We start from the raw sequence: 26,234 nt of genomic DNA, 5'->3' as shown, positions 1-26,234 counted from the left end.
CGACGGGCCGGCGGTATCCTCGGGGGATGTCGTCGACCCGGTCCCTGCCCGAGGACCCGACGATGCTCCGCTACGTCGTCATGCGGGTCTGGCACGACTTCCTCCGGCATCGCACGATCGATGCGGCGGCCTCGCTGACGTTCTTCGCCCTGCTCGCCCTGGTGCCCACGGCCCTGGCGCTCGTGTCGGGCGTCGCCCTGTTCGTCGACGACGGGCGTGACGCGGTCGAGGAGATCCTCGTGGTCGCGAGGTACATCCTCACGCCGAACGCGGTCGAGTCGCTGCGCAGCCCGCTCGAGCAGATGCTGAGCCTGTCGAGCCCGGGGCTCGCGTTCGCCATCGGCCTGTGGCTGACCCTCTGGTCGCTGTCGGCCTACGCCACGGCGTTCGGTCGGGCGATGAACACCGCCTACGAGGTCGAGGAGGGGCGACGCATCTGGAAGTTCCGCGGCCACATGATGATCGTGACGCTCGTGCTGATGGTCTCGCTCGCGCTGATCGCGGTGATCCTGCTGGTGACCCCGACCCTCAGCGACGCGGTCGCCGGTCGTCTCGGCATCGGCCGCCCCTGGACGGACCTCTACAACGTGCTCAAGTGGCCGGTGCTGGTCGCCCTCGCCGTGCTGTCTGTGGCCGTCCTCTACTTCTTCACGCCGAACGTCCGACCGCCTCGCCTGCGCTGGGTGTCGTACGGCGCCATGGTGGCGCTCGGCGGCTGGGCGCTCGCGACCGCGGGCTTCGCGACCTACGTGCTGACGGTCTCCAACTACGACCGCTTCTACGGCTGGGTCGGCGGCGTCGTCGTCGTGCTGCTCTACGCGTACATCAGCAACTTCGTGCTGATCATCGGGGGCGAGCTCGACAGCGAGATCCTCCGCATGCGTCAGCTGCGGCGCGGGGTGAAGGCCGAGGAGGTCATCCCGCTGCCGATGCGCGACACGGCGCGCAATCACATCCTGGCGCGCAACCTCGCCTGGGACATCCGGGTCGGCCGCGCCATCCGCGAACGGTCGCTGCGCGAGAACGGCGGGGTGCTCGACCCCGACGAGCTGCGGCGGCTGCACCTGCGCTCCGAGCACGAGCAGGCGGCGGCCGACGCCGAGCGGGAGCACGCGGCGGAGCGCTCCGAGCAGACCGACACGACCAGCCACGCGCCCTCGACCCCCTGATCAGGAGGCTCCGGTCGCGAGGCCTCCGTCGGAGGGCTGCGACCTGCAGGAGGCGCGGTGCCGGTCCGACCGGCACCGCGCCTCCTTCGCCGCCGTCGCCTCCGGCCTGCCGCGCCCGCCTCAGCCGGCGGTCTCGTCGGCGGGGTTGCGCGCCCCGGCCGAGTTGGCCGCCCGGGCCACCGCCGCGGCGGGGTCGTCGACGTCGATGATCGGGATCGAGCTCGTGACGGCCTCGAGCCCCGAGAGGCGCGCGGGCGACAGGACCTTCTGCACCTGCGCCTCGCTCATGAGGCCCGCGGCGACGACGAGCGCCGAGATGGAGCCGTTCGTGGTCAGCGCCGTGTGGGCGATCGCCGCGGCGGCCGCGTAGCCGATGTAGGGCGTGAGCGCCGTGACGCTGCCGACGTTGGTGTCGACCTGCTGGCTGAGCCGCGCGCGGTTGGCCTCGATGCCGTCGACGCAGTTGACCCGGAGCGTGCGGCAGGCGTAGGTCATCCACTGCAGGCTCTGCATCACCGAGTGCGTGATGACCGGTTCGAAGGCGTTCAGCTGCAGCTGACCGGCCTCGGCCGCCATCGTGACGGTGAGGTCGGCCCCGGCCACCGAGAACGCGACCTGGTTGACGACCTCGGGGATCACGGGGTTGACCTTGCCGGGCATGATCGACGAGCCCGCCTGGCGGGGCGGCAGGGTGATCTCGCCGAGGCCCGCCTGCGGCCCGGACGACAGCAGCCGCAGGTCGTTGCAGATCTTCGAGAGCTTGATGGCGCTGCGCTTGAGGGCGCCCATCAGCGTCATGAAGACGCCCGTGTCGCTCGTCGCCTCGATGAGGTCGGGTGCGGTGACGAGGTCCATGCCCGACAGCTCGCCGAGGTGGCGGCGGACGGCTTCGGCGTACTGCGGGTCGGCGGTGATCCCGGTGCCGATGGCGGTCGCGCCCAGGTTGATCTCGCCGAGCAGCGGCACGACGTCGCGCAGCCGCTGCACGTCTTCGCCGAGGGTGTGGGCGAAGCCGACGAACTCCTGGCCGAGGGTCATCGGCACGGCGTCCTGCAGCTGGGTGCGACCGACCTTCAGCACGTCGTGGAACTCGGCGCCCTTCGTCGCGAACGACGTCGCCAGCAGGTCGAGCTCGTCGAGCAGGCGGCGGAGCGTCAGCACCATGCCGATCTTGATCGACGTCGGGTACGTGTCGTTCGTGCTCTGGCTGCGATTGACGTCGTCGATCGGGTGCAGCCGCGCGTAGTCGCCCTTCGCGTGACCGAGCAGCTCGAGCGCCCGGTTCGCGATGACCTCGTTGCTGTTCATGTTGGTCGACGTGCCGGCGCCGCCCTGGATGACCCCGACCGCGAACTGGTCGTGCAGCGCCCCGCCGCGGATCTCGACGCACGCGCGTTCGATGGCCTCGGCCTTGGTGCGGTCGAGCACGCCGATCTCGACGTTGGCGCGGGCCGCCGCCTGCTTGACGAGCGCGAGGGCGATGACGAGGTCGGGGTAGACCGAGATCGGCCGTTGCGAGATCGGGAAGTTCTCGAGCGCGCGAGATGTGTGGATGCCCCAGTAGGCGTCTGCGGGGACCTCCCGACTGCCCAGCGAATCGGTCTCGGTGCGGGTGGCTGCTGCTGTCTCGTGCGTCACGGGTGGTGCGCCTCCGGTCGTCAGTCGGGCCCGGTCGTCGTCGATCGGGCGGTGACCACGACTGTACCGGCGCGGGCCCTCGCGGGGCGGCGGGCCGAGGAGGCGCGGGTCGGCTCGACCCGCGCCGGTTCAGCTGTGGAGGGCGGGCACGATCAGGTAGATGCCGAACAGGACGCCGAGCGCGCAGACCACGAAGCAGGCGTAGCCGGCGATCGTGCGCACCCGCGCGCGGTCGTCGACGGCGAGCAGGCGCAACCCGAAAGAGTAGAGCGAGACCAGGGCGGCGGCGGAGAAGAGCGCGACGAGCGCGACCACGACGAATGCGGACCAGTCGATCATCAGCGCACCTCGTCGTCGGTGGTGGAGCCGCTGCGCGTCGCGGCGGGGGCCGGTGGATCGTCCATCCGGACGAACGGCGCCTCGACACCGGCCGCCGGCGTGTCGACGCGTCCGCGGCGGTCGGCCCGGCGGGCCCGACGCCGCGAGAGGACGGACGTCGCGGCGACGTCGACCTCGATGGCCGAGCCCTGGTCGTGCGGCCGACGGCGCGAGACGACGAAGATGCCGGCGATGACCGTGGCACCCACGACGGCGTCGATCACGAGGCCGGGGAGACCCCACGACGCGATGAACGCGGCGACGGCGCCCACGGCGGCGGACGCCGGGAGCGTGATGAACCAGGCGACGACGATCTTGCCGGCCGTGCCCCACTGGATCTTCGAGCCGCGGCGGCCGAGACCGGCGCCGATGATGGAGCCGCTGGCGACCTGCGTCGTGGACAGGGCGAAGCCGAGGTGGCTCGACGCGAGCACGGTGGCCGTCGTGGACGCCTCGGCCGAGAAGCCCTGGGTGGGCTTGACCTCGGTGAGACCGCCTCCCATGGTCTGGATGATGCGCCAGCCCCCGGTGTAGGTGCCGAGCGCGATGGCGAACGCGCAGACCACGACGACCCAGAACGGCGGGCCGGAGTCGGGGGCGAGCAGGCCGCCCGCGATCAGCGTCAGGGTGATGACGCCCATCGTCTTCTGCGCGTCGTTCGTGCCGTGCGCCAGAGCGACAAGCGACGAGGTGAAGATCTGGCCGTAGCGGAACCCGCCCCGCTCGCTCTTGTCGTCGCGCCGTCGGGTGATCGTGTACGCCAGGCGCGTCGCCGTGTACCCGACCACCCCGGCGATGAGCGGAGCGAGCAGCGCCGGCAGCACGACCTTCGACAGGACGACGCCGAAGTCGACCGAGCCGAGCCCGGCGCCGACCAGCGCGGCTCCGATCAGGCCGCCGAAGAGCGCGTGCGACGAGCTGGACGGCAGACCGCGCAGCCAGGTGAACATGTTCCAGACCACGGCGCCGATCAGCCCGGCGAAGATCATCTCGGGGGTGATCAGGACTCCCCCGTCGCCCTCCCGGATGATGCCGCCCGAGACGGTCTTGGCGACCTCGGTGCTGAGGAACGCGCCGACGAGGTTCAGCACCGCGGCCACGGTGACCGCGACCCGGGGCTTCATCGCCCCGGTGGCGATCGGCGTCGCCATCGCGTTCGCGGTGTCGTGGAACCCGTTGGTGAAGTCGAAGAAGAGGGCCACCGCGATGACCAGGACGACGATGAGCGTGATATCCACCGGCTGAGTGTCACAGCTGGGTGAACGGCGGTCAACTCGGAGGTGGCCGGGAGGTGTCTCGCGCGCGCTGCCGAGCGGTGGTCGTCGGTCGTCAGACGTGCGGCACGAACTCCTGCCAGGCACGGCGGCGCTCGCCCCGGGGATCGTGCTCGACGCGGTCGCGCACGTCGATGATCAGGGTCCGACGCCGGAACGGGTCGTAGGTGGGCCAGCCCTCGACCGACCCCGTGCGGACGAACTCGAGCCACCGTGCGCGGGTCCGGGCCGAGGCCCGCACGAACGCACGACGCCCGCCGAGCAGGCTGAGCGCCCAGCCGAACGGGGAGCGCATCCGGTCGTACACGCCCCAGAGCTCGAGCCCGTGGAACGCGTCGAGACCCGCGACCCGCAGGATCCGCGTGGTCGCGTCGAACCGGTAGAAGCGGACGGGCTGGTGCACCGCGTGCCGCTCGGCCACCTTGACGCTCGGGAACCAGAACGCGAAGTCCCCGCCGAAGTCGAGGGCGGCGGGGCGCGACGGGAGCCCCGGGTAGTGCTTCTTGATCTCGCGTCGCGACTTCTTCTTCGTCGCCGCGAAGATCGCCCGGATGCGCGGCTTGGTCGTGGCGAGGATGTCGCGTCGCCCCGTGAAGACCGAGCCCTCGCGGTCGTTCGTCCCGATGATCAGCGGCACGGGATGCGCCCGCCCCGCCTTGAACGCGTCGAGCGGGCGTTCGGGCAGGAACCCGCCGTCGATGACGGGGCTGAAGCAGATCGTGCCCGGGTCCTCGTCGGGGATCCTCAGCTGCAGCTGACTCGCGGCCCGGACGATCGCCCCCGTCGGCGCGACGGCGAGCAGCTCGGCCGCGTCGTCGACCGAGGTCGACTCGAGGTCGTCGTCCCGCAGGGCGTGGGTGAGGATCTCGAGGAACTCCCCCGCCCAGCGCCGGGTGACCTCGGGCGGGTAGACGGCGTTCGGCGGCGAGCTCTGAGCGATCACCCCGGCGAACAGCCCGCGAGCGCGCGGCACCGTCATGAGGGTCGTGACGGCGTTGCCGCCCGAGCTCTCGCCGGACAGCGTCACGCGATCGGGGTCGCCGCCGAACGACCGGATCGTGTCGCGGATCCACTCGAGGGCGGCCACCTGGTCGCGCAGCCCGAGATTGGACTCGAGCGGGCGCTCGGGGGTGGCCCAGTGCGTGAAGTCGAGGTAGCCGAACGCGCCCAGCCGGTAGTTGAAGCTCACGTAGACGATGCCGCCCTCGCGGACCAGCGTCTCGCCCTGCCTCGGGTGCTCGCGCGACGAACCGACGCTGTACGCGCCGCCGTGCACGAAGACCAGCACGGGCAGGTCGTCTCCCGCGGCGCTGCCCTCGGGCGCGATCACGTTGATCGTCAGGCAGTCCTCGCTGAGCGGCGTCGTCGCGTCGACGCCGACGAACTGCACCCTGTCCTGCGGGGCCGCGGGCCCGAACCGGGTCGCGTCGCGGACGCCCGCCCAGCCCGGGGCGGGCTCGGGGGCTCGGAACCGGAGGGGCCCGACAGGAGGCGCGGCGTAGGGGATCCCGCGCCACGCGACGACGCCGCGCTCGCGGAGTCCGCGGACGGACCCCTGCGGGGTCGTTCGGACGAGGTCGTCGGCGAGGGCGCTCACCCGACGATGCTACGAGGGCGGAGGCGCCGGCTCGGCCGCGTTCATCCGACGTTCTCTTAGCGGCGCGCTGACAGGATGGAGGCATCTCCTTGCAGTCGCTGCATCCGACGCGGCTGCCCGACACGACGGGACGGTCGCCTCCGCATGGAACTCGCCGAGCTGCTGATCATCCTCACGGGCTCTCTGATCGTCACCGCCTTCGCCCGCTGGCGCGGCCTGCCGGCCCCGTTGCTGACCGTCGGCGTCGCACTGCTCGTCTCGTTGATCCCCGGTGTGCCCGACGTCGAGATCGACTCGGAGCTGATCCTGACCGTGGTGCTGCCGCCGCTGCTCTACTCCGCCGCCCTAGACGTCTCGCTGCTCAACTTCCGCGAGAGCCGGGCCCAGATCGCCCGGCTGGGCGTCGGCGCCGTCGTCGTCACCGCCTTCGCCGTGGGCGGCGTGGCCTACCTGATGATCCCCGACATGACCCTGCCGGCCGCACTGCTCGTCGGGGCCGTGGTCGCGCCTCCTGACGCGGTGTCGGCCGCCGCCATCGGGCGGAGGCTCGGTCTGCCCCGCAAGGTGATGACCGTGCTGTCGGGCGAGAGCCTCATCAACGACGCCGCGTCGCTGACGCTCGTGAAGGTGTTCCTCGCCATCGTCGGCGGGGCCAGCCTCACGGTGTGGGACGACCTCGGCATCTTCGCGCTGGCGATCGGGGTCGGGGTGGCCGTCGGTCTCGTGCTCGGCTTCGTCGCGCACCGGGTGCGGATGCGCATCGACGACCCGGTCATCGAGAACGTCATCGGACTGCTGCTGCCGTTCGTCGCCTACATCACGGCGGAGGAGCTCGGCGGGTCGGGCGTGCTCGGCGTCGTCGCCGCCGGGCTCTACGTCGGCTTCAACTCGCCACGGACGGGCTACGCGACCCGACTGCAGGAGCGCCCGTTCTGGTCGGCGGCGGACGTCGTCCTCGAGGGCTTCGTCTTCGCCCTCATCGGGCTGCAGCTGCGGGCCGTGGTGCTCGACGTGGCCGACAGCGAAAGGGGTCTCGGGCAGAGCGTCGGGGTGGCGCTCGCCGTGCTCGCGGTCGTCGTGCTCGTCCGCCCCGTGTTCGTCTTCGGCAGCCACTACGCCGCGCGCGCCGCCCGCTACGTGTTCCTGTCGCCTCTGCTGCGGAGGCTCCGCAGGGTGCCCGCGCTGCGGAGGGCCCGGGCTGCGCCCGCTCTCCGCGCGGTCCGCTACCGGCCGCAGCCTCGCATGGACTGGCGGCAGCTCACGGTCATCTCGTGGACGGGCATGCGCGGCGTCGTGACGCTGGCCGCGGCCGTGTCGATCCCCGCCGTCACCCAGTCGAGCATCGCGGTGCCGGCCCGCGACACGATGTTCCTGATCGCGTTCATCGTGACCGTGGGGACCCTGCTGATCCAGGGGCTGACCCTGCCCGTCGTGATCCGCGCCCTCGGGGTCCGCGACGAGACCCAGCGCGACCGCGACCTCGCCGCCGAGCTCGAGATCTTCGCGACCAGCACGGAGGAGACGATGGCGTACGTCGAACGCCGCCGACCCGTGTGGGAGGAGCGCTGGGGCGCGGAGCTCACCGACCGCGCCGTCCGCTCGACCACCACGCGTCTGCTGCGTCAGAACGAGGCCCTGCAGCGCACCGCGGTCGACGACGCCGACGAACGCGAGGCGAACGGCCCGACGGACGACCAGGCCCGCAGGAGGCGCGAGGCACCGCACGCGATCGGCACCATCCGTCGGGAGCTGCTGGCCAAGCGTCGCGAGGTCGTGCTCCGCGAACGCGACGCGGGCAACCTCGACGAGGAGGTCATGCGGCGGGTGCTGCTCGGGCTCGACGCGGAGGAGCTCGCCATGGACACCTCGGCGCTCGCCAGCACGAGGTCCTGAGGGGGTCGACGGGCGGAGACCGCGGCGTACCCTGGAGGACGGCGGACGAGGCGAGAGCAGGCGGCAGTGACGGACACGACGGCGGGATCGACGACGGGCGGATCGGCGGGAGGCGCGGCGGACGACGGCGCGGGCGGCGCGGATCGAGCCGGTCGGACCGGGCCCGGCCGCTTCCGTCGGTGGTACTCGACCCTCCACCCGTCGCTGCAGCTGATCGGGCTGCAGCTCTGGCTGCCGCTGTTCTTCATCGTCGGCTTCTGCCTCTGCTACATCGCGGCGTTCCATGCGCCGCATCCGCACGACGTGCCGGTGGCGATCGTCGGCTCGTCGTCCGAGCTGCAGACGACCCTCGACGAGCGGCTGCCCGGCGCGATCGAGCTGCGCTCGTACGACGACGTGGCGGAGGCGCGGTCGGCCGTCACGAGCGGTCGCGTGGCGGTCGCCTACGACCCGGGCGACGACGCCCTCTACACGGCGAGCGCGCACCAGTACCAGGTCGCGGCCCTGATCCCGGCCATGCTGACGCCGGTGATCGAGGCGGAGGGGGCAGCGGCGCCCGCGGTGACCGACCTCGCCCCGCTGCCCGCCTACGACGAGTACGGCACGGTCTCGCTCTACCTGATGCTCGCCTGGTGCATCGGCGGGTACATGGTCGCCATGTTCATCGGGCTGATGGGCGCGCCGCTGCGTCACCGCACCCGCACGACCGTGATCGTCGTCGGCGGGGCGGTCATCTCGCTGATCACGAACGTCCTGGCCGGGCCGGTGGTCGGCGCCGTGCAGGGTCACTTCCTCGAGCTCTTCCTGCTGGGCTGGGGATGGATCATCGCGATCGGCCTCGCTGTCAACGGCATCAGCTACTTCGTCGGTCGGTTCGTCGCCCTGCCCGCGATGATCGTCTTCGTCTTCCTGTCGATGCCGGCCTCGGGCGGGGCCTACCCGTCGTGGTTCATGCCCCAGCCGTTCGCCTGGCTGAACAACGTCGTGGTGGGCAGCGGCATCACCGAGATGCTGAAGCGGGCCCTCTACGACGTCGGCCCCGGCTACGGTCGCGGACTCACGATGATGCTGGCCTACGCGGTCGCGGGGGTCGTGCTGATGGTCACCGGCAAGAAGTGGTGGGAGCGACGTCGGATCCGCCGCATCGTGACGGGTCGCACGACCATGTTCGCGGACGCCCAGAACGCGAACCGCGACTTCCTGGTCGCCGAGCGCGACGAGGTGCTGCGACGCCACGGGCTCGTCTCGACCGACACCGGCACGATCAACACCGTCGACATCGACGAGCGCGGCGACCTGGACGACGGCACATCGGGCGACATGTTCCTCGGTTCGCCCGGCGGCCTCGAAGACGACACCCTCGACACGCGGCCGATCCCGACGAGACCCCGCCGGTAGGCTGACCGGTCGTGAACCGATCCGCCCTGCACCGCCTGCTCGTCGCGGTCGTCGTCGTCCTGCTGGTCGCCGCCGCCGCCCTCTACGTCCTGAGCGTCACGCTCGCACCGGGCGGCCGTGACGTCGCCGGTCTCTTCGTGGGCTACGCGTGGGGCGCGGTCGTGCTGGCCGTGCTGGTCGGCGTGGTCGACTTCTTCGTCCGCTCGAGCGGCTCCCGGTCGCACCGCGGCGAGCGCTGACCCCGGCCGATCAGGCGGACGGAGCGCCGACGGGCGGCATGCCGTCGGGCAGAGGCCGATCGGAGGCGACGCTCGCGAGGTCCTCGCCGAAGGTGAACTCGTGCGAGACGGCGCCGCCGGCGAGCACGGCCGGGAGCCACGCGCGCGCGTCGCTCCACATCTCGTCGAGCGGCAGATCGTCGAGCGCGAACCAGGCGGGGGCGAGCTCGTCGCTCTCGACGGGCTCGCCCGACCAGCGCGTCGTGACGAACACCGTCGAGCGCTGGCTCCACGACTCGCGGTGCGGGAACAGATAGAGCAGATCCCCGCGGCGGTCGAGGTCGCCCGGCTGCACGACCACGCCCGCCTCCTCCGCGATCTCGCGGACGATCGCGTCGAGCGCCGACTCCCCCGCCTCGAGCTTGCCGCCGAGACCGACGTACCGCCCCGTGCCGAGACCGCGCTTCTTGCGACCGAGCAGCACCTCCGTCCGCCCCTCGACCCTGCGGAGGAGGTAGGCGACGCACACTCGGTAGACCATGCGCCGAGGCTAGCGGCCCCGCGACCGTCGAGGCGCTCGCGCGTAGGCTCGTCCGCATGCCCGAGACACCCGACGCGCCCCGAGGGGGCGTGCCCGAGTTCCGTGGGGCCGGTCGCAGCCTCGAGGTGCTGCGGGCCGAGGCGCACGACGAGCTCGCGGCCCTGATCGAGCTCCGGTGCCGCAACGGCGAGGACCCGTGGGACGTCATCCCCGGTCTGCCCACCGTCGACGAGCAGGTCGTCATCTCGATCCGCGCCGCGGCGCGAGGCGTCGACGGGGTGCCCGTCGCGGGCGGGCTGGGCACGACCGACGAGCTGAGGTTCCTCCGGACGGTCGCGCTCTGGCACCCCGAGCTGTCGCGCGCCGTGTGGTCGCTGATGGGCCGGATCGACGCCGCTTCGCACTGAGCGCCCACCGCGGCCTTCAGTAGGGTTGGCGGATGGCTTCCGTCCCCGCGCCCCGCGCTCCGAAGAGACCCGTCACTCGCAGCCACCACGGCCACGACTTCGTCGACGACTACGAATGGCTGAGGGCGAAGGAGGACCCGGAGGTCCTCGCGCATCTCGAGGCCGAGAACGCCCACACGACCGCCGAGACCGCGCATCTCGCGGGTCTCCGCGAGACCGTGTTCGACGAGATCAGGAGCCGCGTCCAAGAGACGGACCTCGGCGTCCCCGTCCGTGAGGGCTCGTGGTGGTACTACTCGCGGACGGCCGAGGGCTCGCAGTACGGCATCCACTGCCGGGCGCCCATCGCGGGCCCCGACGACTGGACTCCCCCGGTCTTCGGCGCCGACCGCCCCGCCGAGGGCGAGCAGGTCCTCCTCGACGGCAACGTCGAGGCCGACGGACACGACTTCTTCTCGCTCGGCAGCTTCGACGTCTCCCCCGACGGCCGACTGCTGGCCTACGCGGTCGACACCGAGGGCGACGAGCGCTACACCCTGCGGATCCGCGACCTCGAGTCCGGCTCCGACCTGGACGACGAGATCCCCGACACCGCCCCGGGCGCCCTCTTCGACGCCACCGGTCGCTACGTCTTCTACCCCACGGTCGACGAGTCGTGGCGCCCCGACACCATCTGGCGTCACGAGGTCGGCCGGGCGGCCGACGACGTCACCGTCTTCACCGAGCCCGACGACCGCTACTGGATCGGCGTGGGCCTGACCCGCAGCCGCCAGTACCTCGTGATCGACATCGGCTCCAAGATCACCAGCGAGACCTGGCTGCTCGACTCGAGCGACCCGACGGGCGAGTTCCGCGTCGTGTGGCCGCGCCGCGAGGGCGTCGAGTACGAGGTCGAGCACGCGATCGTCGCGGGCAGCGACCGCCTCCTCGTCGTCCACAACGACGACGCCGAGAACTTCGAGCTGGTCGACGTGCCGGCCGACGACCCCACCTCGACCACCGACCGCCGCGTGATCATGCCGCACCGCGCCTCCGTCCGGCTCGAATCGGTCGACGCGTTCGCCGGCCACCTGGTCGTCGAGTACCGTCGCGACGCGCTGCCCCGCTTCGCGGTCGTCCCGCTCGACGCCGACGGCTACGGCGACGTGACCGAGGTCGCGTTCGACGAGCCGCTCTTCGCCGCGGGCGTCGGCGGCAACCCCGAGTTCGCCCAGCCCACCGTCCGATTCGGCTACACCTCGTTCGTCACCCCGTCGACCGTGTACGACCTCGACGTGCGCACCGGCGAGCGTCGCCTGCTCAAGCGGCAGAACGTGCTCGGCGGCTACGACCCCGCCGACTACGAGCAGTCGCGCGAATGGGCCACCGCGGCCGACGGCACGCGCGTGCCCGTGTCGCTGGTCTGGCGCCGCGACGCCGTGCCGACCTCGGGCCCCTCGCCCGTCCACCTCTACGGCTACGGCTCGTACGAGCACAGCATCGACCCCGGCTTCAGCGTCGCCCGTCTGTCGCTGCTCGACCGTGGCGTCGTCTTCGCCGTGGCGCACGTGCGCGGCGGCGGCGAGCTGGGTCGCGCCTGGTACGAAGGGGGCAAGACGCTGACGAAGAAGAACTCGTTCACCGACTTCGTGGACGTCGCCGACCACCTCATCGCCGAGGGCCGCACCACGCCCGAGCTGCTCGTCGCTGAGGGCGGCAGCGCGGGCGGCCTGCTGATGGGCGCGGTCGCCAACCTCGCGCCCGACCGCTTCGCGGGGATCGTCGCCGCCGTGCCCTTCGTCGACGCGCTCACGAGCATCCTCGACCCCGATCTGCCCCTCACGGTGATCGAGTGGGACGAATGGGGCGACCCGCTGCACGACGCCGAGGTCTACGAGTACATGCGCGGCTACAGCCCCTACGAGAACGTGCGCGAGGGCGTCGCCTACCCGCGCATCCTCGCCGTGACCTCGCTCAACGACACCCGCGTGCTCTACGTCGAACCCGCCAAGTGGGTCGCCCGGCTGCGCGACGTCGGCGCGCCCGTGCTGCTGAAGACCGAGATGTCGGCCGGGCACGGTGGCGTGAGCGGGCGCTACGAGTCGTGGCGCGAGCGCGCCGTCGAGATCGCGTGGATCCTCGACGTGCTCGGTCGCGCCTAGGCGGCCGACCCGAGCGGGCCGGCCCGACCCGCGGACTCCGAGGAGGCGCGGGTCGGCCGGGCGGGCGGCCGTCGGCAGGTCAGCCCTCGGCCCCGAGGCCCCTCGCCAGCTTCGACCGCGACGACGAGACGACGGCCCCGGCGGCGAGGACACGCTGCTCGACCGCGTCGAGCAGACCCTCGCCCGGCTCGCCGTCGACACCCGGCGCGAGCTCGACCTCCCACTCGCGCCAGCGACGCTCGGCGCCCGACGCGAGTCGCGTCGCGGTGACCACATCGTCGGCGACCTCGGCGAGGGCCGAGTCGTCGTCTGCCAGCAGCATCAGCACCGAGCGGTTCGTCGCCAGCCGGAGCACGGGGCGCACCGAGCGCCCGTCGAGCACGCCGGCGACGAGTGCCAGCAGGTCAGCGGGCACCGGCTCGTCGGCGGATCCGAGCGGCCAGTGCACCTCACGACGGCCCGTCGTGCCGGCCTGCGGCGGCAGCTTGAGGTGCCAGCCCTCGTCGCCTCCGCCCTCTCGCCTCCTCAGGGTCGTCCGGGCGGCGACGAGCGCGTGGTCGTCGGTGTCCCAGTAGGTCGCCACCAGCTCGACGGCGGGTCGCGGCTCGGTGCGCCCGACGACGAGCCCTCCCCCGGCGACCCCGCCCAGGTCGGGGACGACGGCCGTCTGGTCGACGTCGTACTTGCGCTCGATCTCGGTCTGCTCGGTGCGGCTCATGCCTCCAGTTGTAGCCGGTCGCCGGGTGCGGGGCGAGCGGCCCGCCCCGTGAGGGAGGCGCGGCGACGGCGTCGAGCCGCGCGCGCCTCCTCGGGGCTCGCGCCGCGCCTCCTCGGCCGGGCGGGCGTAGGGTCGTCGCATGAGCGACGTGGCACCGAGTCTGGCCGGATGGATGGCGCGACAGCGCTGGTACGCGACGAAGGGGCGGACGCCCGCGTTGCGGGTCATCGGGTCGTACGAGTCCGATCTCGGCGACGCGCTCGCCCTGACTCTGCTGATCATCGACGAGGCCGGCGACACCCCCGTGCTGTACCAGGTGCCGCTGGTGAGCCGCGACGCCCCGCTTCCCGGCGGCGACGCGGCCTTCATCGGCTCGGCCGACGGCCGCTACCTCTACGACGGGCCGCACGACCCCGCCTACGCCCGCGAGCTGCTCCGCACGATGACGGACGAGGCGCGCATCGACGGCGCCGACGTCTCCGTCGAGGGCACCCGCATCGTCGACCCCGGCACGGTGCGGCGCTCGCGCGTGCTCTCGGGCGAGCAGTCGAACACCTCGATCATCTACGACGTCGAGGGCGGGCCGGTCGAGCACGTGATCGCCAAGGTCTTCCGCGTGCTGCACCACGGTGACAACCCCGACGTCACCACCCAGGCGTCGCTGACCCGCGGCGGCTCGACGCACGTGCCGTCGTCGTTCGGCTCGCTGCGCGCCACCTGGACCGACCCGGGCCGCGACGGCGGGACCGCCACCGGGCACCTCGCGTTCTCGCAGGAGTTCCTGCCCGGGCTCGACGACGCCTGGCGCGTGGCCCTCGCGGCCGCGGCGGCCGGAACCGACTTCACCGCCGAGGCGCACGACCTCGGCGTGGCCGTCGCCGAGATGCACGCCACCCTCGCCGTCGAGCTCGGCAGCGTCGCGGCGGGGCCCGACGAGATCGACGGCGCCCTCGTCAGCATGCGCCGGCGCATCGCCACGGCGGCCCGCGAGGTGCCCGAGATCGCCGAGCACGAAGCCGCCATCTCGCGCGTCTACGACGCGGCCGGTCATCTCGCCTGGCCGGACCTGCAGCGCATCCACGGCGACCTGCACCTCGGACAGGCGCTGCTGTCGCCCGAGCGCGGCTGGATGCTGATCGACTTCGAGGGCGAGCCGCTGCGCCCCATGCCCGAGCGCTCGCGCCCCGACCTGCCGATCCGCGACATCGCCGGGATGCTGCGCTCGTTCGACTACGTCGCCGGGTCGCTCGCCCACGAGTCGACGCCGGTCGACGCCCGCGAGTGGGCCCACGACGCCCGCAAGGCCTTCGTCGACGGCTACATCGCATCGTCGGGTGTCGACATCCGCGCGGCCCGCGCACTGCTCGACGCCTTCGAGATCGACAAGGCCGTGTACGAGGCGATCTACGAGAGCCGCAACCGGCCCGACTGGATCAGCATCCCGCTGACCGCGGTCGCCCGCCTGGCCGCGCGGAGCACGCCCGCCGCCGGCTGACGGTCGCGTCTGCCGGGCCTGCCGGGCCGAGCCGAGGAGGCGCGGTGCCGGCCTTCGAGGACCGGCACCGCGCCTCCTGACGCACTCGACGAAGTGACGCGAAGCGGCGCCTCGGCTCACCCGAAGGGGCCCTTCGAGTCACCTCGATGCACAGGGGGCCGCGGCCCCTGCAACGAAGTGACGCGAAGAGGCGCCTTTGAGTCCCGAAAGGGCCGTTTCGAGTCACATCGATGGGGGGCGGACGCGGGGCGCGGGGCGGCGCGGCGCCTGGGCTCGCCAGAGCGCCCGTTCGAGCCACCTCGATGCGCTCGGGCCACCGCCCCCGAAACGAGGTGACTCGAAACGGCGCCTCGACGCCCCGGAGGGGTCGTTTCGAGTCACCTCGACGCTCCGCGGCGCGCGGCGCGGCGCGGCGCCTACGGCCGGGGGATGTTCCGCAGGTTCGACCGGGCCATCGCCACGGCCTCCCCCGCGCCGCCGTTCATGACGATCTTCGACAGGGCGAGCGAGAACCCCTTGACCTGAGAGCCGCTGATCGTCGGCGGCAGAGACAGCGCCTTCGGGTCGGTGGCGATGTCGACGAGGGCGGGTCCGTCGTGCTCGAACGCCGCCTCCAACGCCGTGCGGAGATCGCGCGGGTCGTCGACGTGCACCGCGTGGATGCCGATCGCCCTCGCGACGGCCGCGTAGTCGGTGTACGGCACGTCGACGCCGAAGTCGGGCAGCCCGTCGACGAGCATCTCGAGCTTGACGAGCCCCAGCGTGCTGTTGTTGAACACGACGATCTTCACCGGCAGCCGGTACATCTGCGCCGTGACCAGCTCGCCCATCAGCATCGACAGCCCGCCGTCGCCCGAGATCGACACCACCTGCCGCTCCGGGAACGCCATCTGCGCTCCGAGCGCATGCGGCAGCGCGTTCGCCATCGACCCGTGCAGGTACGAGCCGAAGATGCGTCGCTCGGGCGTCGGAGTGATGTACCGGGCGGCCCAGACGTTGCCCATGCCGGTGTCCGCGGTGAAGATCGCGTCGTCGGCCGCGACCTCGTCGAGCAGCGAGGCCGCGTACTCGGGGTGGATCGGCCGCATCCCCTCGACGTCCTTCGTGTAGGCGCCGACGACGCCCGACATCAGCCGGTCGTGCTTCTTGAGGGTCTTCTCGAGGAACCTCCGGTTCCTCTTGCGGCGGACGAGGGGCATCAGCGCACGGAGGGTCGGCGCGATCGCCCCGTGGACGGGCACGTGCACGTCGGCCCGACGACCGATCACCTCGGCCTTGACGTCGACCTGCGCGATCGTCACCTTCTCGCCGTCCGGCAGGAACTGCGGGTACGGGAAGTCCGTGCCGAGCAGCACGAGCAGGTCGGCGTCGTGGATGCCCGCGTGGGCCGCCCCGTAGCCGAGCAGCCCGGTCATGCCGACGTCGAACGGGTTGTCGTACTGGATGACGTCCTTGCCGCGCAGACTGTGCCCGATCGGCGCGCCGATCAGGTCGGCGAGCTCGACGATCTCGTCGTGCGAGCCCCGACCGCCCTCGCCGACGAACAGCGCCACCGTCTTCGCCCGGTTGATGGCATCCGCCAGAGCCTCGACGTCCGCAGCGGCGGGGACGAGCTCGGCGGCCCCGACGGTCACGGGGGCGGGCACGCGACCGGCGGCGTCCAGCTCGGCGATGTCGCCGGGCAGCGTGATGACGCTGACTCCCTCGCCCGCCAGGGTGTGGCGGATCGCCGACGCGACGACGCCGGGCGACTGCGGCGCCGTCGAGATCATCTCGCTGTAGCCCGAGCACTCGACGAAGAGCCGGTCGGGGTGGGTCTCCTGGAAGTACCCCGAGCCGATCATCGTGCTCGGGATGTGACTCGCGATCGCCAGGACCTTCGCCCGACTGCGATGGGCGTCGTAGAGGCCGTTGATCAGGTGCAGGTTGCCGGGGCCGCACGACCCCGCGCAGACGGCCAGCTCGCCGCTCATCTGCGCGTCGCCGGAGGCCATGAACGCGGCGGCCTCCTCGTTGCGGACGTGCACCCAGTCGATGCCGCCCTTCGCCGACCCCCCGGTCCGCCGGACGGCGTCGACGATCGGGTTGAGGCTGTCACCGACGATGCCGTAGATGCGCCGGACCCCGGCGGAGACGAGCTGGGCGATGATCTGATCGGCGACCGTGTCGGCCATGGGGTTCCTCCTCGTGGTGTGCCTGATGCGGCTCCCAGCCAACTCCCCCGCCGCTCACCGCCGACCAGGCTTAGGCTCGGGTCATGAGTGACACCGCCACCGCCTACGTCCCCGCCGCCGGATCGATCACGATGTTCAGCACCTCGTGGTGCGGCTACTGCGCCCGCCTCAAGCAGCAGCTCGGCAAGCAGGGCATCGCCTACACCGAGGTGAACATCGAGGAGGTCCCCGGCACCGCCGAGATCGTCCAGAGCGTCAACGACGGCAACCAGACCGTGCCGACGATCATCTACCCCGACGGCTCGACGGCCACGAACCCGTCGCTCGCCGACGTGCAGGCGAAGCTCGGACTGTAACCGCGCCTCCTTCGCCATCCCGACGAACCGACGGCTGCCTCGCATCGATGCGTGGCAGCCGTCCGTCGTTCGGCGGGCGGACCCGACCGGAGCCGAGGAGGCGCGGTGCGGGCCCTGCGGATCAGCTCTGCGCGCGCGGGGCGAAGAACTCGATCTGGTTGCCGTCCGGGTCCTTCACCATGAGGGCGTGACCGAAGTCGGCGTCCTGCAGGTCGGACTCGATGCCGGCCGCCGTGGCCTGCTCCTGCCAGGCGACGACGCCGTCGCGGTCGGCGACGGCGAGACCGATGTGGTCGAGCCCGGGGGTGGTCGGGTTCGACACGTCGGCAGACCCGTGCGTGTAGGCGGTCACGCCGAGGATCTGCCCGTTGCCCACCGGGAACAGGTGGCGGTCGAGGCCGTCGAGCTGGATGCGGCCGACGGGCTCGGCGCCGAGCAGCTTCTCGTAGAACGGCAGGCTCGCGTCGAGGTCGGACACGGTGATGGCGACGTGGGCGTAGCCCTGGATCTCGGGCATGGTGTGCTCCTAGGGGTCGAGTGCGGGTTCAGGATCCACTGAACCCGCGCTCTCTGGGAGGCGACCCCCGCACTGCGCGCAGGGGACAGCGGCCGGCTCGCTGCCGGTCGCGCCGCGCGTCAGCCGCCGAGGGCCTCGGTCAGCAGCGCGATCAGGGCGTCGAGCTGCACGTCGGTCGACGCCGCGAGCTCGCTGTCGTCGCCGTCGAGTGCCCGGGCGGCGAGCCCCGCCTTGCTGTCGATCAGCTCCGCGATCTTGGTGTCGATCGTCTGGGCGGCGATGACGCGCCACGCGGTGACCGGCTCCTCTTGGCCGATGCGGTGCACGCGGTCGATGGCCTGCGTCTGCTCGGCGTCCGTCCACGACAGCTCGGCGAGCACGACGTTCGAGGCGACCTGCAGGTTGAGCCCGACGCCGGCCGCGGTCAGCGAGCAGACCACGACGGCGACCTCGGGGTCGTTCACGAAGGCGTCGATCTGGCGCTGGCGCACCGCCGGCGTCTGGTCGCCGCGGATCGACGCGTACTTGATCCCGCGCTTGGCGAAGGTCGCCTCGGCGGTGTCCATGACGTCGATGTGCTTGGCGAAGAAGACGACCTTGCCGACGTTCCGTGCCAGCTGCGCGGTGTAGTCGGCGGCGAGCCCGGCCTTCGCCTGCCCGATGCGGCGCACCATGCTGAAGACGTTCTCGCCCGACGACGACGAGCGGCTGTCTTCGAGCTCCCATCGGGCGACCTGGCGGACGAGGTCGTGGTCGACGCCGTCGACGCGGACGCCGGAGGTGCGGGTCGACAGGGCGGACCGGTACCGCTCGACGAGGCGGCGGGCCAGCTCGCGCTCCGCCTCGCGGATCGAGCGGCCGACCTCGTCGTCGAGCTCGACGGGCAGGTCGGCGACGCGGCGGGCCGGGATGTCGGCGGCGACGTCGACCTTGCGGCGGCGGACGATGCCCATGTCGATGACGATCTCGCGGGCCGACGAGAAGAAGCCGGGGTCGGCCGGGGTGAGACCGGCGTCTTCGAGGCGTTCGAGCAGCTCGGCGTTCGGCTTCTTCTCGCCGATCCAGCCGAGGAACTCCCAGATGGCTCTGAAGTCTTCGATGTCGTTGATCAGCGGCGTGCCGGTGAGGGCCATCAGCAGCGGGTGGGCCGTGCGCTGACGGATGCGCTGCGACAGCTGCATCACGTGGCGGGACCGCTGCGACTCCTTGTTCTTGATGAAGTGGGCCTCGTCGACGATCATGCCCTTGAAGCCGAGCTCGCCGAGCCAGCCGACGTGGCGGTCGAGCACCTCGTAGTTGACGATGACGACGTCGGCGAACGCGTCGAGGTTCTCGCCGTCGCCGTGGATGACGGTGGCGCTGCGCGTCGGGGTCCACAGCTGGACCTCACGGGCCCAGTTCGTCTTCACGACGTTGGGGACGACGACCAGCAGCGGATAGGCGTCCGCCGCCTGGGCGGCGAGGAGGGCCTGGGCGGTCTTGCCGAGACCCGGCTCGTCGGCGAGCAGGTAGGTGCGGTGACCCTGTCGGGCCGACTCGACGAGCTGCGCCTGGTGCTGCATCAGCGTGGCGCCGGCCGGGGCGTCGACGGTGGTGGGGTCGGGCAGCGGCATGCAGGCGGGCCCGCCGCCGGCGCCGTACTCGAACGACTTGAAGAGGGGGCCGAAGAGCTCCCAGTTGGCGAGTCGCACGGGGTGCGCCTCGCGGGCCACCTCGGCCAGCGAGAAGTCGGGCGGCAGGAACGGGTTGGCCAGCTGACGCGAGATGACCGACTGCGGAACGACCTGACGCTCGGAGGCGACGGGGGCCGGGGCCTTCTCGGTGACGATGACGAGCTCTTCGGGCGCGAGCTCGAGACCGGCCGACATCTGCAGGTCGCGCTTCAGCGCCTTCGCGGCCTCGGAGACGACGGCCTCCTCGGCGAGGAGCGCGATCAGCGACGTGTCGCGGGCCGCGGTCTTGGCGAGGATCTGCGCGACGCCGTCGAGGCGCTTCATCTGCTCGGCGCGCTCGGAGTCGCTGATCGCCTTGTCGACCTTGACACGCGCGCGCTCCTCTCGCATGAGCAGCGCGACGACCTGGAACTTGGTGCGCGACGAGGGCTTCACCTGGCCCCGCTGGGCCGCGGCCTCGACCTCGCGCACGGCGCGGGCCAGGACGGGGATCAGCCCGTCGTTGTCGACCTCGCGGCGACGGTTCGAACGGGTGGCGGTGCGTGTTCCGCCCGATTGACGTTGGCCTGGTCGAGCCAAGGCTCCTCCTCGTGGTCGACGCGGGCGTCGACGGTGCTGTGTCGTCGTGGCGACGACGGTGCGAGCAGGTCGGCGCCCGATGCGCGCGACCGTGCCCGCGGTGGGGCTGGACGTGGATGCAGCTGTGGTGTCCGTAGAGAGACGGGTCACCACGCCCCGACGGGACCGACGGGCACGAGCGGACCGGACGAGGGCGGGGCCTCGTGGCGGGCCGGGTCGGTCGACGACGCGGGCGGTGATGCTGCGGTCAGTTTACGCGCACGCGGGCGACCGACGCCACCCGCGCCTCCTCGTGTGTCGCGACGGTCAATCGCCGGCGTCCGACTGGCCGACCGGCAGCCGCAGAGCGCCGACGGCGGCGGCGATCAGCTGCACGGCCTTGCGGCGACCGGTCTCGGTTCCGAGGGTCGCCTGTCCGCCGGCGTGGGCGAGCAGCTGCGAGGCGACGGCCGGCGCCAGGCGCTCGGCCCACTGCGGCACGCGGTCGCTCCAGACACGGGCGACCTCGTCGGCCAGGCGCTCGCAGGCGCGCGCCTCGGGTTCGTCGCCGTTGCCGCGGTGCCACTGGCCGGTGACGACGAGATGCGCGACGAGGGCCGCCGCGTCGCGGGCCGGGTGACCCACCCCCGCCGTGTCGATGTCGAGCACGCCGGTGACGCGCCACGGCTCGGCCGGGTCGACGAAGAGCTGCTCGAGATGGAGGTCGCCGTGGATGACGGTCAGCGGGTCGCCGACCCAGCTGGCGCGGCGCCGGTCGATCTCGGCGTAGACCGCGTCGATCTCGGCCGCCCGCCGCGGCAGCTGCCCGAGCAGCGTGGCGCGGTGCCACCCGCCGTGGTCGAGCGCGTCGGACTGCGCGGGCGCCACCACCGGCACGGTCGCCGTCAGGCGCCCGATCTCGACGAGCTGGTCGACGAAGCGCGGGTCGTCGGCGAGGGCGAGCACGTGCCGCCCCGCCGGCTCGCCGGGCACCCGCTCGAGCACGAGCAGCCCGTCGGCGCGTGACGCGAGCACGGCCGGCACCGGGACGCCGCTGCTGCGGAACGCCGTGTGCAGGTCGACGATCGGGGCCACGCGATCGGGGCGGATCACCTTGAGGAACAGCGTCGTCTCGGCGGAGTCGAGCCGGATGACGGCGCGCTTGCCCGGTCGGTAGGCCGCGACCGTCAGCGTCGGCGACGTCACGACGATGTCGAGGGCGGCGAGCGACTCGACCACGCGGTCGGGGAACGTGACGCCGGCGAGCGCGGGCAGCATCGGGTCGGCCGGGTAGGCCCAGACGGCGAGGGGCCGCCCGGTGCCGGGGTCGGTGGCGATCACCGACGAGCCGTCGGCGGCGCGTGCGTCGGTGTCGATGAAGGTCAGCACGGTGGCCGTCGCACCGAGGGCGTCGACGGTGTCGACCTCGTAGCCGTAGAGGAACCCGGCGCCGGAGGGCTCGACGGAGTGCGGTCGGAACGAGACGACGGTCACACCGGAGTTCGCGAACGCTGCAGGGAGGATCTCAGCCGAGTTGGGCCACACCCCGTCAGTGAACCAGCCCGCGCGACGGGCACCGTGCGCGCAGGGCCGCGGGGTGACCGAATCGTGATGGACCGCTCACGGCGATCGGTAGTCTGGGCCCGTGCCGTCCCGTCGCGTGAGACCCCTGCCGAGGGGGTTGCCGCGCATGGGAGTGGCGTCGCGCATCCGCCAGTCGAAGCGGACGCCCCTGCTGCAGGTCGTCAAGACCTCGGCGGCGGTCATCGCCGCCTGGTTCGCCTCGGTGGCCCTGCTGCAGCAGCCGCTGCCGATCTTCGCCGCCATCGCCGCGCTGCTCGTGGTGCTGCCGAGCGTCAACCAGTCGTTCGTCCGCGGTCTCGAACGGAGCGTGGGCGTCATCGCGGGGGTGCTGATCGCCTTCGCCGCCGGTCTCGTCTTCGGCGACGCGACCTGGATCGTGCTCGTGATCGTCGTCGTCAGCCTGCTGGTCGCGTGGGCGTTCCGGCTCACGCCGAGCTCGGCGAACCAGGTGCCGATCTCGGCCATGCTCGTGCTCGCCATCGGCGCGCAGACCCCCGACTACGCGCTCGACCGGGTGCTCGAGACGATCATCGGCGCGGCGATCGCCCTCGCGGTGAACGCCCTGATCGTGCCGCCGGTGCTGCTCGCGCCCGCGCATCTCGCGGTGGGCCGTCTCGCCCGCGACATCGCGTCGGTGCTCGACGAGACCGCCGCCGTGCTCTCCGAGCCGGTCGACGCGGCGCGGCTGCGGGCGGGACTCGACGACGCCCGTGCGCTGCGCGCAGCCCAGGCCCGCGCCTCCTCGGCGGTCACGGCCGGTGTCGAGAGTCTGCAGCTGAACCCCCGGGCCAGCCGCAACCGCTCGGTGCTCGAGGCCGACGGGGCGCTGCTCGACCGCCTGACCGTGCTGGTGAACCGCGTGGTCGGCATGGTCCGCTCGGTGCACGACAACTACGACCCGGGGCTGGCGGACGACCCCGTGGTGCAGAGCATCGCCGAGGACCTCCGTCGTGCGGCGCACGACGTCCGCCTCCTGGCCCGGACCACCGAGGAGGCGCGCCCGGCCGACACGGGCCGGCCCGCCTCGTCGACGCCGTCGCCCGACGACACCCCGGCGCTGACCTCGCCGGTGCAGGTGCTCCGCCCCGACCCCGACAACTGGGTGCTGGTCGGGTCGCTGCTCGAGGACCTCCGCCGTGTGCGCGAGGAGATCATCGGCTGACCGGCCCCGCGCCTCCTCCGGGCCCGCCCTGCACAGCTCGGATGAGGAGCGCCTGGCAGCGCGCGTTCCCGAGCGGACGGAAGTGCCCGTCGACCGGGAACTCGAGATTGGTCGCACCGGGCAGCACGCTGCCCTCGGTGACGTGCGCGTCGAACCGCGACGCCATCGAGGTGATCCGCGCGTTCGCGTCGACCTGGTCGGCCAGGCGGAGGAGGGCCGCGTCGCGCGGCGAGAACGCCCGCAGCGCCGGGTTCGGCAGCACCGTCGACCACCGCGTGCCCGAGAACGGGCTGTTGACCGTCACCATGCGGGCGATGCGCCGGTCGACGTCGGTCGAGACCATCATGGTCTTGCCGATGAGACCGCCCTTGCTGTGTCCGAGCACGATGACGTCGCGGAGGTCGTGCGCATCGAGCACCGCCTGGGCCGCCTCGGCGGTCGTCGCGATCGGGCGCCGGTTGTGGCGCATCCCCGGCACGACCACCACCGGATGCCCCAGGGCGTTCAGCCGATCGGCGATCGGCCGGAGGAACCGCCACGTCTCGTAGACGCCCGGCAGCAGCAGCACGGGGGCGCGATCGCCCTCGCGGTAGGCCCGGGGGACGGATCGCTTCGACGGCGGGTCGAGATGGACCCGCCAGACGAAGGCGTAGTCGAGCACGAGGCACCGGACGAACCGGCGGAGACCGACCCGGCGTCGCCCCGGCCGTTCGCGGGAGGGGGCGTTCGTCATGACCTCAGGCTAGGCGCGGCGGTGGGTCCGTGCCTCAGAGCTGGCCGAGCAGTTCGCTCTCGGAGCAGGCGAGGCTTTCGACGATCTCGACCGACATGGCCAGGGCGGCGTCCCATTTGCTGCAGATGCTCGCCCACGGCGGCGGGAAGAGCGCGGCGTCGTGCAGCAGCTGCAGCGCGAAGTCGCCGTGCCCGGCCCGGGCGGCAGCGCTCGCGGCGTCGGGCAGCGACCCGACGATGCTCCGCACGACCAGCACGCGGTGGTCCCACTCCATCAGCTCGATGTCGTCGAAGGCGCCCCAGGCGCTCTCGATCTCGCGCCGCAGTCGGACGATCTCCGTCGACTCCGCGGCCGTGACCGTCGTCCTCGCAACCATGCGCCCCCCTCAAGGCCTGACCGACCCGACTCCGCGGGCCCATCGATGTCGTCCGATGCCGACGGGTATCGACTCGTCCGCTATCGAGAAACTATCACCCGCGCACGCAGCAGGGAACCGGTTCCCTCGACGCCCCTCCCCCCAGAACTGGGAGCACGCCGCCCATCACCCCCGGGCTCGTCCCCCGCAATCTGAGAGGACCCGGCCCCGGGGGTCTATCGTCCACGACGCACCCACCGGTGCGACGCACCCGCCGGTGCACAGACTCCGAAACGAACCCACGACGAACGGGAGACATCATGTTCCAGGGATCCGACACACTCCGCGACAACATGCAGAAGGTCCTCGTGGACCTCATCGAGCTGCACCTCCAGGGCAAGCAGGCCCACTGGAACCTCCTCGGCTCGAACTTCCGCGACCTCCACCTGCAGCTCGACGAGATCGTCGACGCAGCCCGCGAGTTCTCCGACGAGGTCGCCGAGCGCATGCGCGCCGTTTACCTCATCCCCGACGGCCGCTCGGCCATCGTCACGAAGAACACCAGCCTCGAGGAGTTCCCCGCCGGGCCCGTCGAGACCACCGCCGTCGTCGACCTGATCGTCGACCGCATGTACGCCGTCACCGAGACGATGCGCACCGTGCACGACGACGTCGACGACGAGGACCCGACGACGGCCGACGTGCTGCACGGCATCCTCGAGCGCCTCGAGCAGCTCGCGTGGATGACCGGCGCCGAGAACCGTCACCCCGAGAAGGACGCCCGCTCGCCCAAGACCCGCGATCGTGACGAGTCGGCCGCGGCCGAGGGTCTCGACCGCGTCGGCGCCATCGCCAACTGACCCGACCACCCCCTGACGGCACCGTCCTGGACCGCGCTACCCGCGCCTCCCGGGCGGTGCCGTCTCTCGTCCAGAGGATCGACACCATGAGCACGAGCTACGACCACGTCATCGTCGGCGGCGGCATGACCGCAGACGCCGCCGCGAAGGCCATCCACGAGACCACCCCCGAGGCGACGATCCTGATCGTCAGCGCCGACGTCGACGCCCCCTACACCCGACCCGCGCTGTCGAAGAAGCTCTGGATCGACCCCGACTACACCCCCGCCGACAACGACCTCGGCACCGTCGAGGCGTCGGGCGCCGAGCTGCGCCTGGGCACCATGGTCGAGTCGATCGACCGCGAGGCCCGCACCGTCACGACGAGCGACGGCGACACGGTCGGCTACGGCCGTCTGCTGCTGGCCACCGGCGGCAGTCCGACCGCGCTCGACCTGCCCGACGACGACCGCGTCGTGTACTTCCGCACCGCGGCCGACTACCGGAGGCTGCGCGAGCTCTCGGGCGACGGACGCCACGTCGCCGTGGTCGGCGGCAGCTACATCGGCACCGAGATCGCCGCCGCCCTCGCGCGGAACGACACGCGGGTCACCCTCGTGTTCCCCGACGACGTGCTCGGCGGGTCGATCTTCCCGGCTCCGATCGCGGCGACCTTCGAGAAGGCGTTCGAGGAGGCGCGGGTCGACCTGGCCCGCGGTCGTCGCGTCGAGAGCGGCACGGCCGACGACGCCGGGGTGCACCTCGTGCTCGACGACGGGTCGACCCTCGACGCGGACGCCGTGGTGGTCGGACTGGGCATCTCGCCCGACGACTCGCTGGCGGCCGAGGCCGGTCTCGACACCGACGACGGCGTCGTGGTCGACGAGGGGCTCCGGACCTCGGACCCGAACGTGTTCGCAGCCGGCGACGTCGCGGACTACCCCGACGCGATCCTCGGTCGGCGCCGTGTGGAGCACGTCGACAACGCGAAGTCGCAGGGCGCCGCGGTCGGCCGCATCATGGCCGGTTCGGACGAGGTCTACGACCACACGCCGTACTACTACTCGAAGGTGTTCGACATCTCGTATGAGGCCGTCGGCACCCTCGACGCCTCACTCGAGACGGTGCTCGACGACAAGGGCGAGGGTCGCGCCGTGGCCTACTACCTCGGTGAGGACGGCGTCGAGGGCGTGCTGCTCTGGAACGTCGAGGGCGCTCGGGACGCCGCCCGCGAGGTCGTGCGCGAGTGCACGCCCGGCGACGTCGAGCTGGCCGGCCGCATCTGACGGTCGCGCACCCGGCAGGCGGGCGGCCCGGTCGACACGGGCCGTCCGCCTCCTGACGGGCCGTCCGCCTCCTGACGGGCCGTCCGCTCGGCCTGACGGCTCGTCCCCTTCGGCCGGTGGGCCGTCCGCT

The 26,234-nt window shown here is 72.2% G+C and carries 23 protein-coding genes; 11 read left to right on the top strand and 12 right to left on the bottom strand.

Annotated features, from left to right (window positions below):
• The first annotated feature begins 26 nt into the window (after positions 1-26).
• The gene (locus IFT51_RS05835; protein WP_192060106.1) at positions 27-1,169 is read left to right on the top strand and encodes a YihY/virulence factor BrkB family protein; all 1,143 of its coding nucleotides are present in this window, start codon (positions 27-29) and stop codon (positions 1,167-1,169) included.
• Between the two features lie 120 nt (positions 1,170-1,289).
• Here IFT51_RS05835 and IFT51_RS05830 read toward each other — a convergent pair whose 3' ends face one another.
• The 4 genes from IFT51_RS05830 to IFT51_RS05815 all read right to left on the bottom strand — a co-directional run bounded on the left by IFT51_RS05830 (position 1,290) and on the right by IFT51_RS05815 (position 6,056).
• Positions 1,290-2,807, bottom strand: coding sequence for an aspartate ammonia-lyase (locus IFT51_RS05830; RefSeq protein ID WP_192060104.1), 1,518 nt, complete (start codon positions 2,805-2,807; stop codon positions 1,290-1,292).
• Between the two features lie 129 nt (positions 2,808-2,936).
• A complete protein-coding gene (locus IFT51_RS05825; protein ID WP_192060101.1) occupies positions 2,937-3,146 on the bottom strand; it encodes a hypothetical protein in 210 nt (69 codons plus the stop codon).
• Entirely contained in the window at positions 3,146-4,423 is a 1,278-nt protein-coding gene (locus tag IFT51_RS05820; RefSeq protein WP_192060099.1) for an inorganic phosphate transporter, read from the bottom strand. The genes IFT51_RS05825 and IFT51_RS05820 overlap by 1 nt, the downstream gene beginning before the upstream one ends.
• 91 nt (positions 4,424-4,514) lie before the next feature.
• The gene (locus IFT51_RS05815) at positions 4,515-6,056 is read right to left on the bottom strand and encodes a carboxylesterase family protein (RefSeq protein WP_192060097.1); all 1,542 of its coding nucleotides are present in this window, start codon (positions 6,054-6,056) and stop codon (positions 4,515-4,517) included.
• Between the two features lie 144 nt (positions 6,057-6,200).
• On the opposite strand from IFT51_RS05815, the gene IFT51_RS05810 reads away from it, so the two are divergent.
• From IFT51_RS05810 to IFT51_RS05800, 3 genes are all read left to right on the top strand, one after another.
• Positions 6,201-7,949, top strand: a complete 1,749-nt coding sequence (locus IFT51_RS05810) for a sodium:proton antiporter (protein ID WP_192060095.1) — start codon at positions 6,201-6,203, stop codon at positions 7,947-7,949.
• A 66-nt stretch (positions 7,950-8,015) separates the two neighbouring features.
• A complete protein-coding gene (locus IFT51_RS05805; protein WP_192060093.1) occupies positions 8,016-9,347 on the top strand; it encodes an ABC transporter permease in 1,332 nt (443 codons plus the stop codon).
• An 11-nt stretch (positions 9,348-9,358) separates the two neighbouring features.
• A complete protein-coding gene (locus tag IFT51_RS05800; protein WP_192060091.1) occupies positions 9,359-9,586 on the top strand; it encodes a hypothetical protein in 228 nt (75 codons plus the stop codon).
• Positions 9,587-9,596: 10 nt separating this feature from the next.
• Here IFT51_RS05800 and IFT51_RS05795 read toward each other — a convergent pair whose 3' ends face one another.
• Positions 9,597-10,106 carry an 8-oxo-dGTP diphosphatase gene (locus IFT51_RS05795; protein ID WP_192060089.1) on the bottom strand — a complete coding sequence of 170 codons (510 nt, stop codon included), beginning with the start codon at positions 10,104-10,106 and terminating at the stop codon, positions 9,597-9,599.
• 56 nt (positions 10,107-10,162) lie between these two features.
• On the opposite strand from IFT51_RS05795, the gene IFT51_RS05790 reads away from it, so the two are divergent.
• Together IFT51_RS05790 and IFT51_RS05785 are read left to right on the top strand one after the other, a co-directional pair.
• The gene (locus tag IFT51_RS05790) at positions 10,163-10,513 is read left to right on the top strand and encodes a hypothetical protein (protein ID WP_192060087.1); all 351 of its coding nucleotides are present in this window, start codon (positions 10,163-10,165) and stop codon (positions 10,511-10,513) included.
• 32 nt (positions 10,514-10,545) lie between these two features.
• On the top strand, positions 10,546-12,654 hold the full coding sequence (locus IFT51_RS05785) for a S9 family peptidase (protein WP_192060084.1): 2,109 nt from the start codon (positions 10,546-10,548) through the stop codon (positions 12,652-12,654).
• 79 nt (positions 12,655-12,733) lie between these two features.
• On the opposite strand, the gene IFT51_RS05780 is transcribed toward IFT51_RS05785, so the two are convergent.
• A complete protein-coding gene (locus tag IFT51_RS05780) occupies positions 12,734-13,372 on the bottom strand; it encodes a CYTH domain-containing protein (protein ID WP_192060082.1) in 639 nt (212 codons plus the stop codon).
• Between the two features lie 139 nt (positions 13,373-13,511).
• Here IFT51_RS05780 and IFT51_RS05775 point away from each other — a divergent pair, with 139 nt between their 5' ends.
• Positions 13,512-14,867, top strand: coding sequence for a phosphotransferase (locus IFT51_RS05775; protein WP_192060080.1), 1,356 nt, complete (start codon positions 13,512-13,514; stop codon positions 14,865-14,867).
• Positions 14,868-15,283: 416 nt separating this feature from the next.
• Here IFT51_RS05775 and IFT51_RS05770 read toward each other — a convergent pair whose 3' ends face one another.
• Positions 15,284-17,041: a pyruvate dehydrogenase gene (locus tag IFT51_RS05770; RefSeq protein WP_192060077.1), complete on the bottom strand. Its 1,758-nt coding sequence runs from the start codon at positions 17,039-17,041 to the stop codon at positions 15,284-15,286.
• An 83-nt stretch (positions 17,042-17,124) separates the two neighbouring features.
• On the opposite strand from IFT51_RS05770, the gene IFT51_RS05765 reads away from it, so the two are divergent.
• Positions 17,125-17,397 (top strand): mycoredoxin, encoded by a 273-nt coding sequence (locus tag IFT51_RS05765; protein WP_055794805.1) that lies wholly within the window; start codon positions 17,125-17,127, stop codon positions 17,395-17,397.
• 121 nt (positions 17,398-17,518) lie between these two features.
• Here the strand turns inward: IFT51_RS05765 and IFT51_RS05760 are convergent, their stop codons facing one another.
• The 3 genes from IFT51_RS05760 to IFT51_RS05750 all read right to left on the bottom strand — a co-directional run bounded on the left by IFT51_RS05760 (position 17,519) and on the right by IFT51_RS05750 (position 21,690).
• On the bottom strand, positions 17,519-17,914 hold the full coding sequence (locus tag IFT51_RS05760; RefSeq protein ID WP_192060075.1) for a VOC family protein: 396 nt from the start codon (positions 17,912-17,914) through the stop codon (positions 17,519-17,521).
• Positions 17,915-18,033: 119 nt separating this feature from the next.
• Positions 18,034-20,166, bottom strand: a complete 2,133-nt coding sequence (locus IFT51_RS05755) for a DEAD/DEAH box helicase (RefSeq protein WP_192060073.1) — start codon at positions 20,164-20,166, stop codon at positions 18,034-18,036.
• A gap of 306 nt (positions 20,167-20,472) precedes the next feature.
• A complete protein-coding gene (locus IFT51_RS05750) occupies positions 20,473-21,690 on the bottom strand; it encodes an aminoglycoside phosphotransferase family protein (protein WP_192060071.1) in 1,218 nt (405 codons plus the stop codon).
• Between the two features lie 100 nt (positions 21,691-21,790).
• Here IFT51_RS05750 and IFT51_RS05745 point away from each other — a divergent pair, with 100 nt between their 5' ends.
• Complete coding sequence (locus IFT51_RS05745) at positions 21,791-22,891, top strand: aromatic acid exporter family protein (RefSeq protein ID WP_371740704.1); 1,101 nt, start codon at positions 21,791-21,793, stop codon at positions 22,889-22,891.
• On the opposite strand, the gene IFT51_RS05740 is transcribed toward IFT51_RS05745, so the two are convergent.
• Entirely contained in the window at positions 22,881-23,624 is a 744-nt protein-coding gene (locus tag IFT51_RS05740; RefSeq protein WP_192060069.1) for a triacylglycerol lipase, read from the bottom strand. The two genes, IFT51_RS05745 and IFT51_RS05740, sit on opposite strands and share 11 nt — an antisense overlap.
• Before the next feature lie 34 nt (positions 23,625-23,658).
• A complete protein-coding gene (locus IFT51_RS05735) occupies positions 23,659-24,000 on the bottom strand; it encodes a hypothetical protein (RefSeq protein ID WP_192060067.1) in 342 nt (113 codons plus the stop codon).
• Between the two features lie 299 nt (positions 24,001-24,299).
• Between IFT51_RS05735 and IFT51_RS05730 the strand changes: the two genes are divergently transcribed.
• Both IFT51_RS05730 and IFT51_RS05725 read left to right on the top strand, forming a co-directional pair.
• Positions 24,300-24,839 carry a Dps family protein gene (locus tag IFT51_RS05730; RefSeq protein WP_192060065.1) on the top strand — a complete coding sequence of 180 codons (540 nt, stop codon included), beginning with the start codon at positions 24,300-24,302 and terminating at the stop codon, positions 24,837-24,839.
• A gap of 86 nt (positions 24,840-24,925) precedes the next feature.
• Positions 24,926-26,104 (top strand): NAD(P)/FAD-dependent oxidoreductase, encoded by a 1,179-nt coding sequence (locus IFT51_RS05725; protein ID WP_192060063.1) that lies wholly within the window; start codon positions 24,926-24,928, stop codon positions 26,102-26,104.
• Positions 26,105-26,234: the final 130 nt, after the last annotated feature.

The organism is Frigoribacterium sp. CFBP 13712, assembly GCF_014842255.1.
In the GTDB taxonomy this organism is placed as follows: Bacteria; Actinomycetota; Actinomycetes; order Actinomycetales; family Microbacteriaceae; genus Frigoribacterium.
Note: the sequence above shows the minus strand (reverse complement) of the source record. Positions and strands in the feature narration are given on the sequence as shown.

Coding starts and splice junctions, on each gene's coding strand:
- IFT51_RS05835 (WP_192060106.1), top strand. CDS start 27: ATGTCGTCGACCCGGTCCCTGCCCGAGGACCCGACGATGCTCCGCTAC.
- IFT51_RS05825 (WP_192060101.1), bottom strand. CDS start 3,146: ATGATCGACTGGTCCGCATTCGTCGTGGTCGCGCTCGTCGCGCTCTTC.
- IFT51_RS05810 (WP_192060095.1), top strand. CDS start 6,201: ATGGAACTCGCCGAGCTGCTGATCATCCTCACGGGCTCTCTGATCGTC.
- IFT51_RS05795 (WP_192060089.1), bottom strand. CDS start 10,106: ATGGTCTACCGAGTGTGCGTCGCCTACCTCCTCCGCAGGGTCGAGGGG.
- IFT51_RS05790 (WP_192060087.1), top strand. CDS start 10,163: ATGCCCGAGACACCCGACGCGCCCCGAGGGGGCGTGCCCGAGTTCCGT.
- IFT51_RS05785 (WP_192060084.1), top strand. CDS start 10,546: ATGGCTTCCGTCCCCGCGCCCCGCGCTCCGAAGAGACCCGTCACTCGC.
- IFT51_RS05780 (WP_192060082.1), bottom strand. CDS start 13,372: ATGAGCCGCACCGAGCAGACCGAGATCGAGCGCAAGTACGACGTCGAC.
- IFT51_RS05775 (WP_192060080.1), top strand. CDS start 13,512: ATGAGCGACGTGGCACCGAGTCTGGCCGGATGGATGGCGCGACAGCGC.
- IFT51_RS05770 (WP_192060077.1), bottom strand. CDS start 17,041: ATGGCCGACACGGTCGCCGATCAGATCATCGCCCAGCTCGTCTCCGCC.
- IFT51_RS05765 (WP_055794805.1), top strand. CDS start 17,125: ATGAGTGACACCGCCACCGCCTACGTCCCCGCCGCCGGATCGATCACG.
- IFT51_RS05760 (WP_192060075.1), bottom strand. CDS start 17,914: ATGCCCGAGATCCAGGGCTACGCCCACGTCGCCATCACCGTGTCCGAC.
- IFT51_RS05740 (WP_192060069.1), bottom strand. CDS start 23,624: ATGACGAACGCCCCCTCCCGCGAACGGCCGGGGCGACGCCGGGTCGGT.
- IFT51_RS05735 (WP_192060067.1), bottom strand. CDS start 24,000: ATGGTTGCGAGGACGACGGTCACGGCCGCGGAGTCGACGGAGATCGTC.
- IFT51_RS05730 (WP_192060065.1), top strand. CDS start 24,300: ATGTTCCAGGGATCCGACACACTCCGCGACAACATGCAGAAGGTCCTC.
- IFT51_RS05725 (WP_192060063.1), top strand. CDS start 24,926: ATGAGCACGAGCTACGACCACGTCATCGTCGGCGGCGGCATGACCGCA.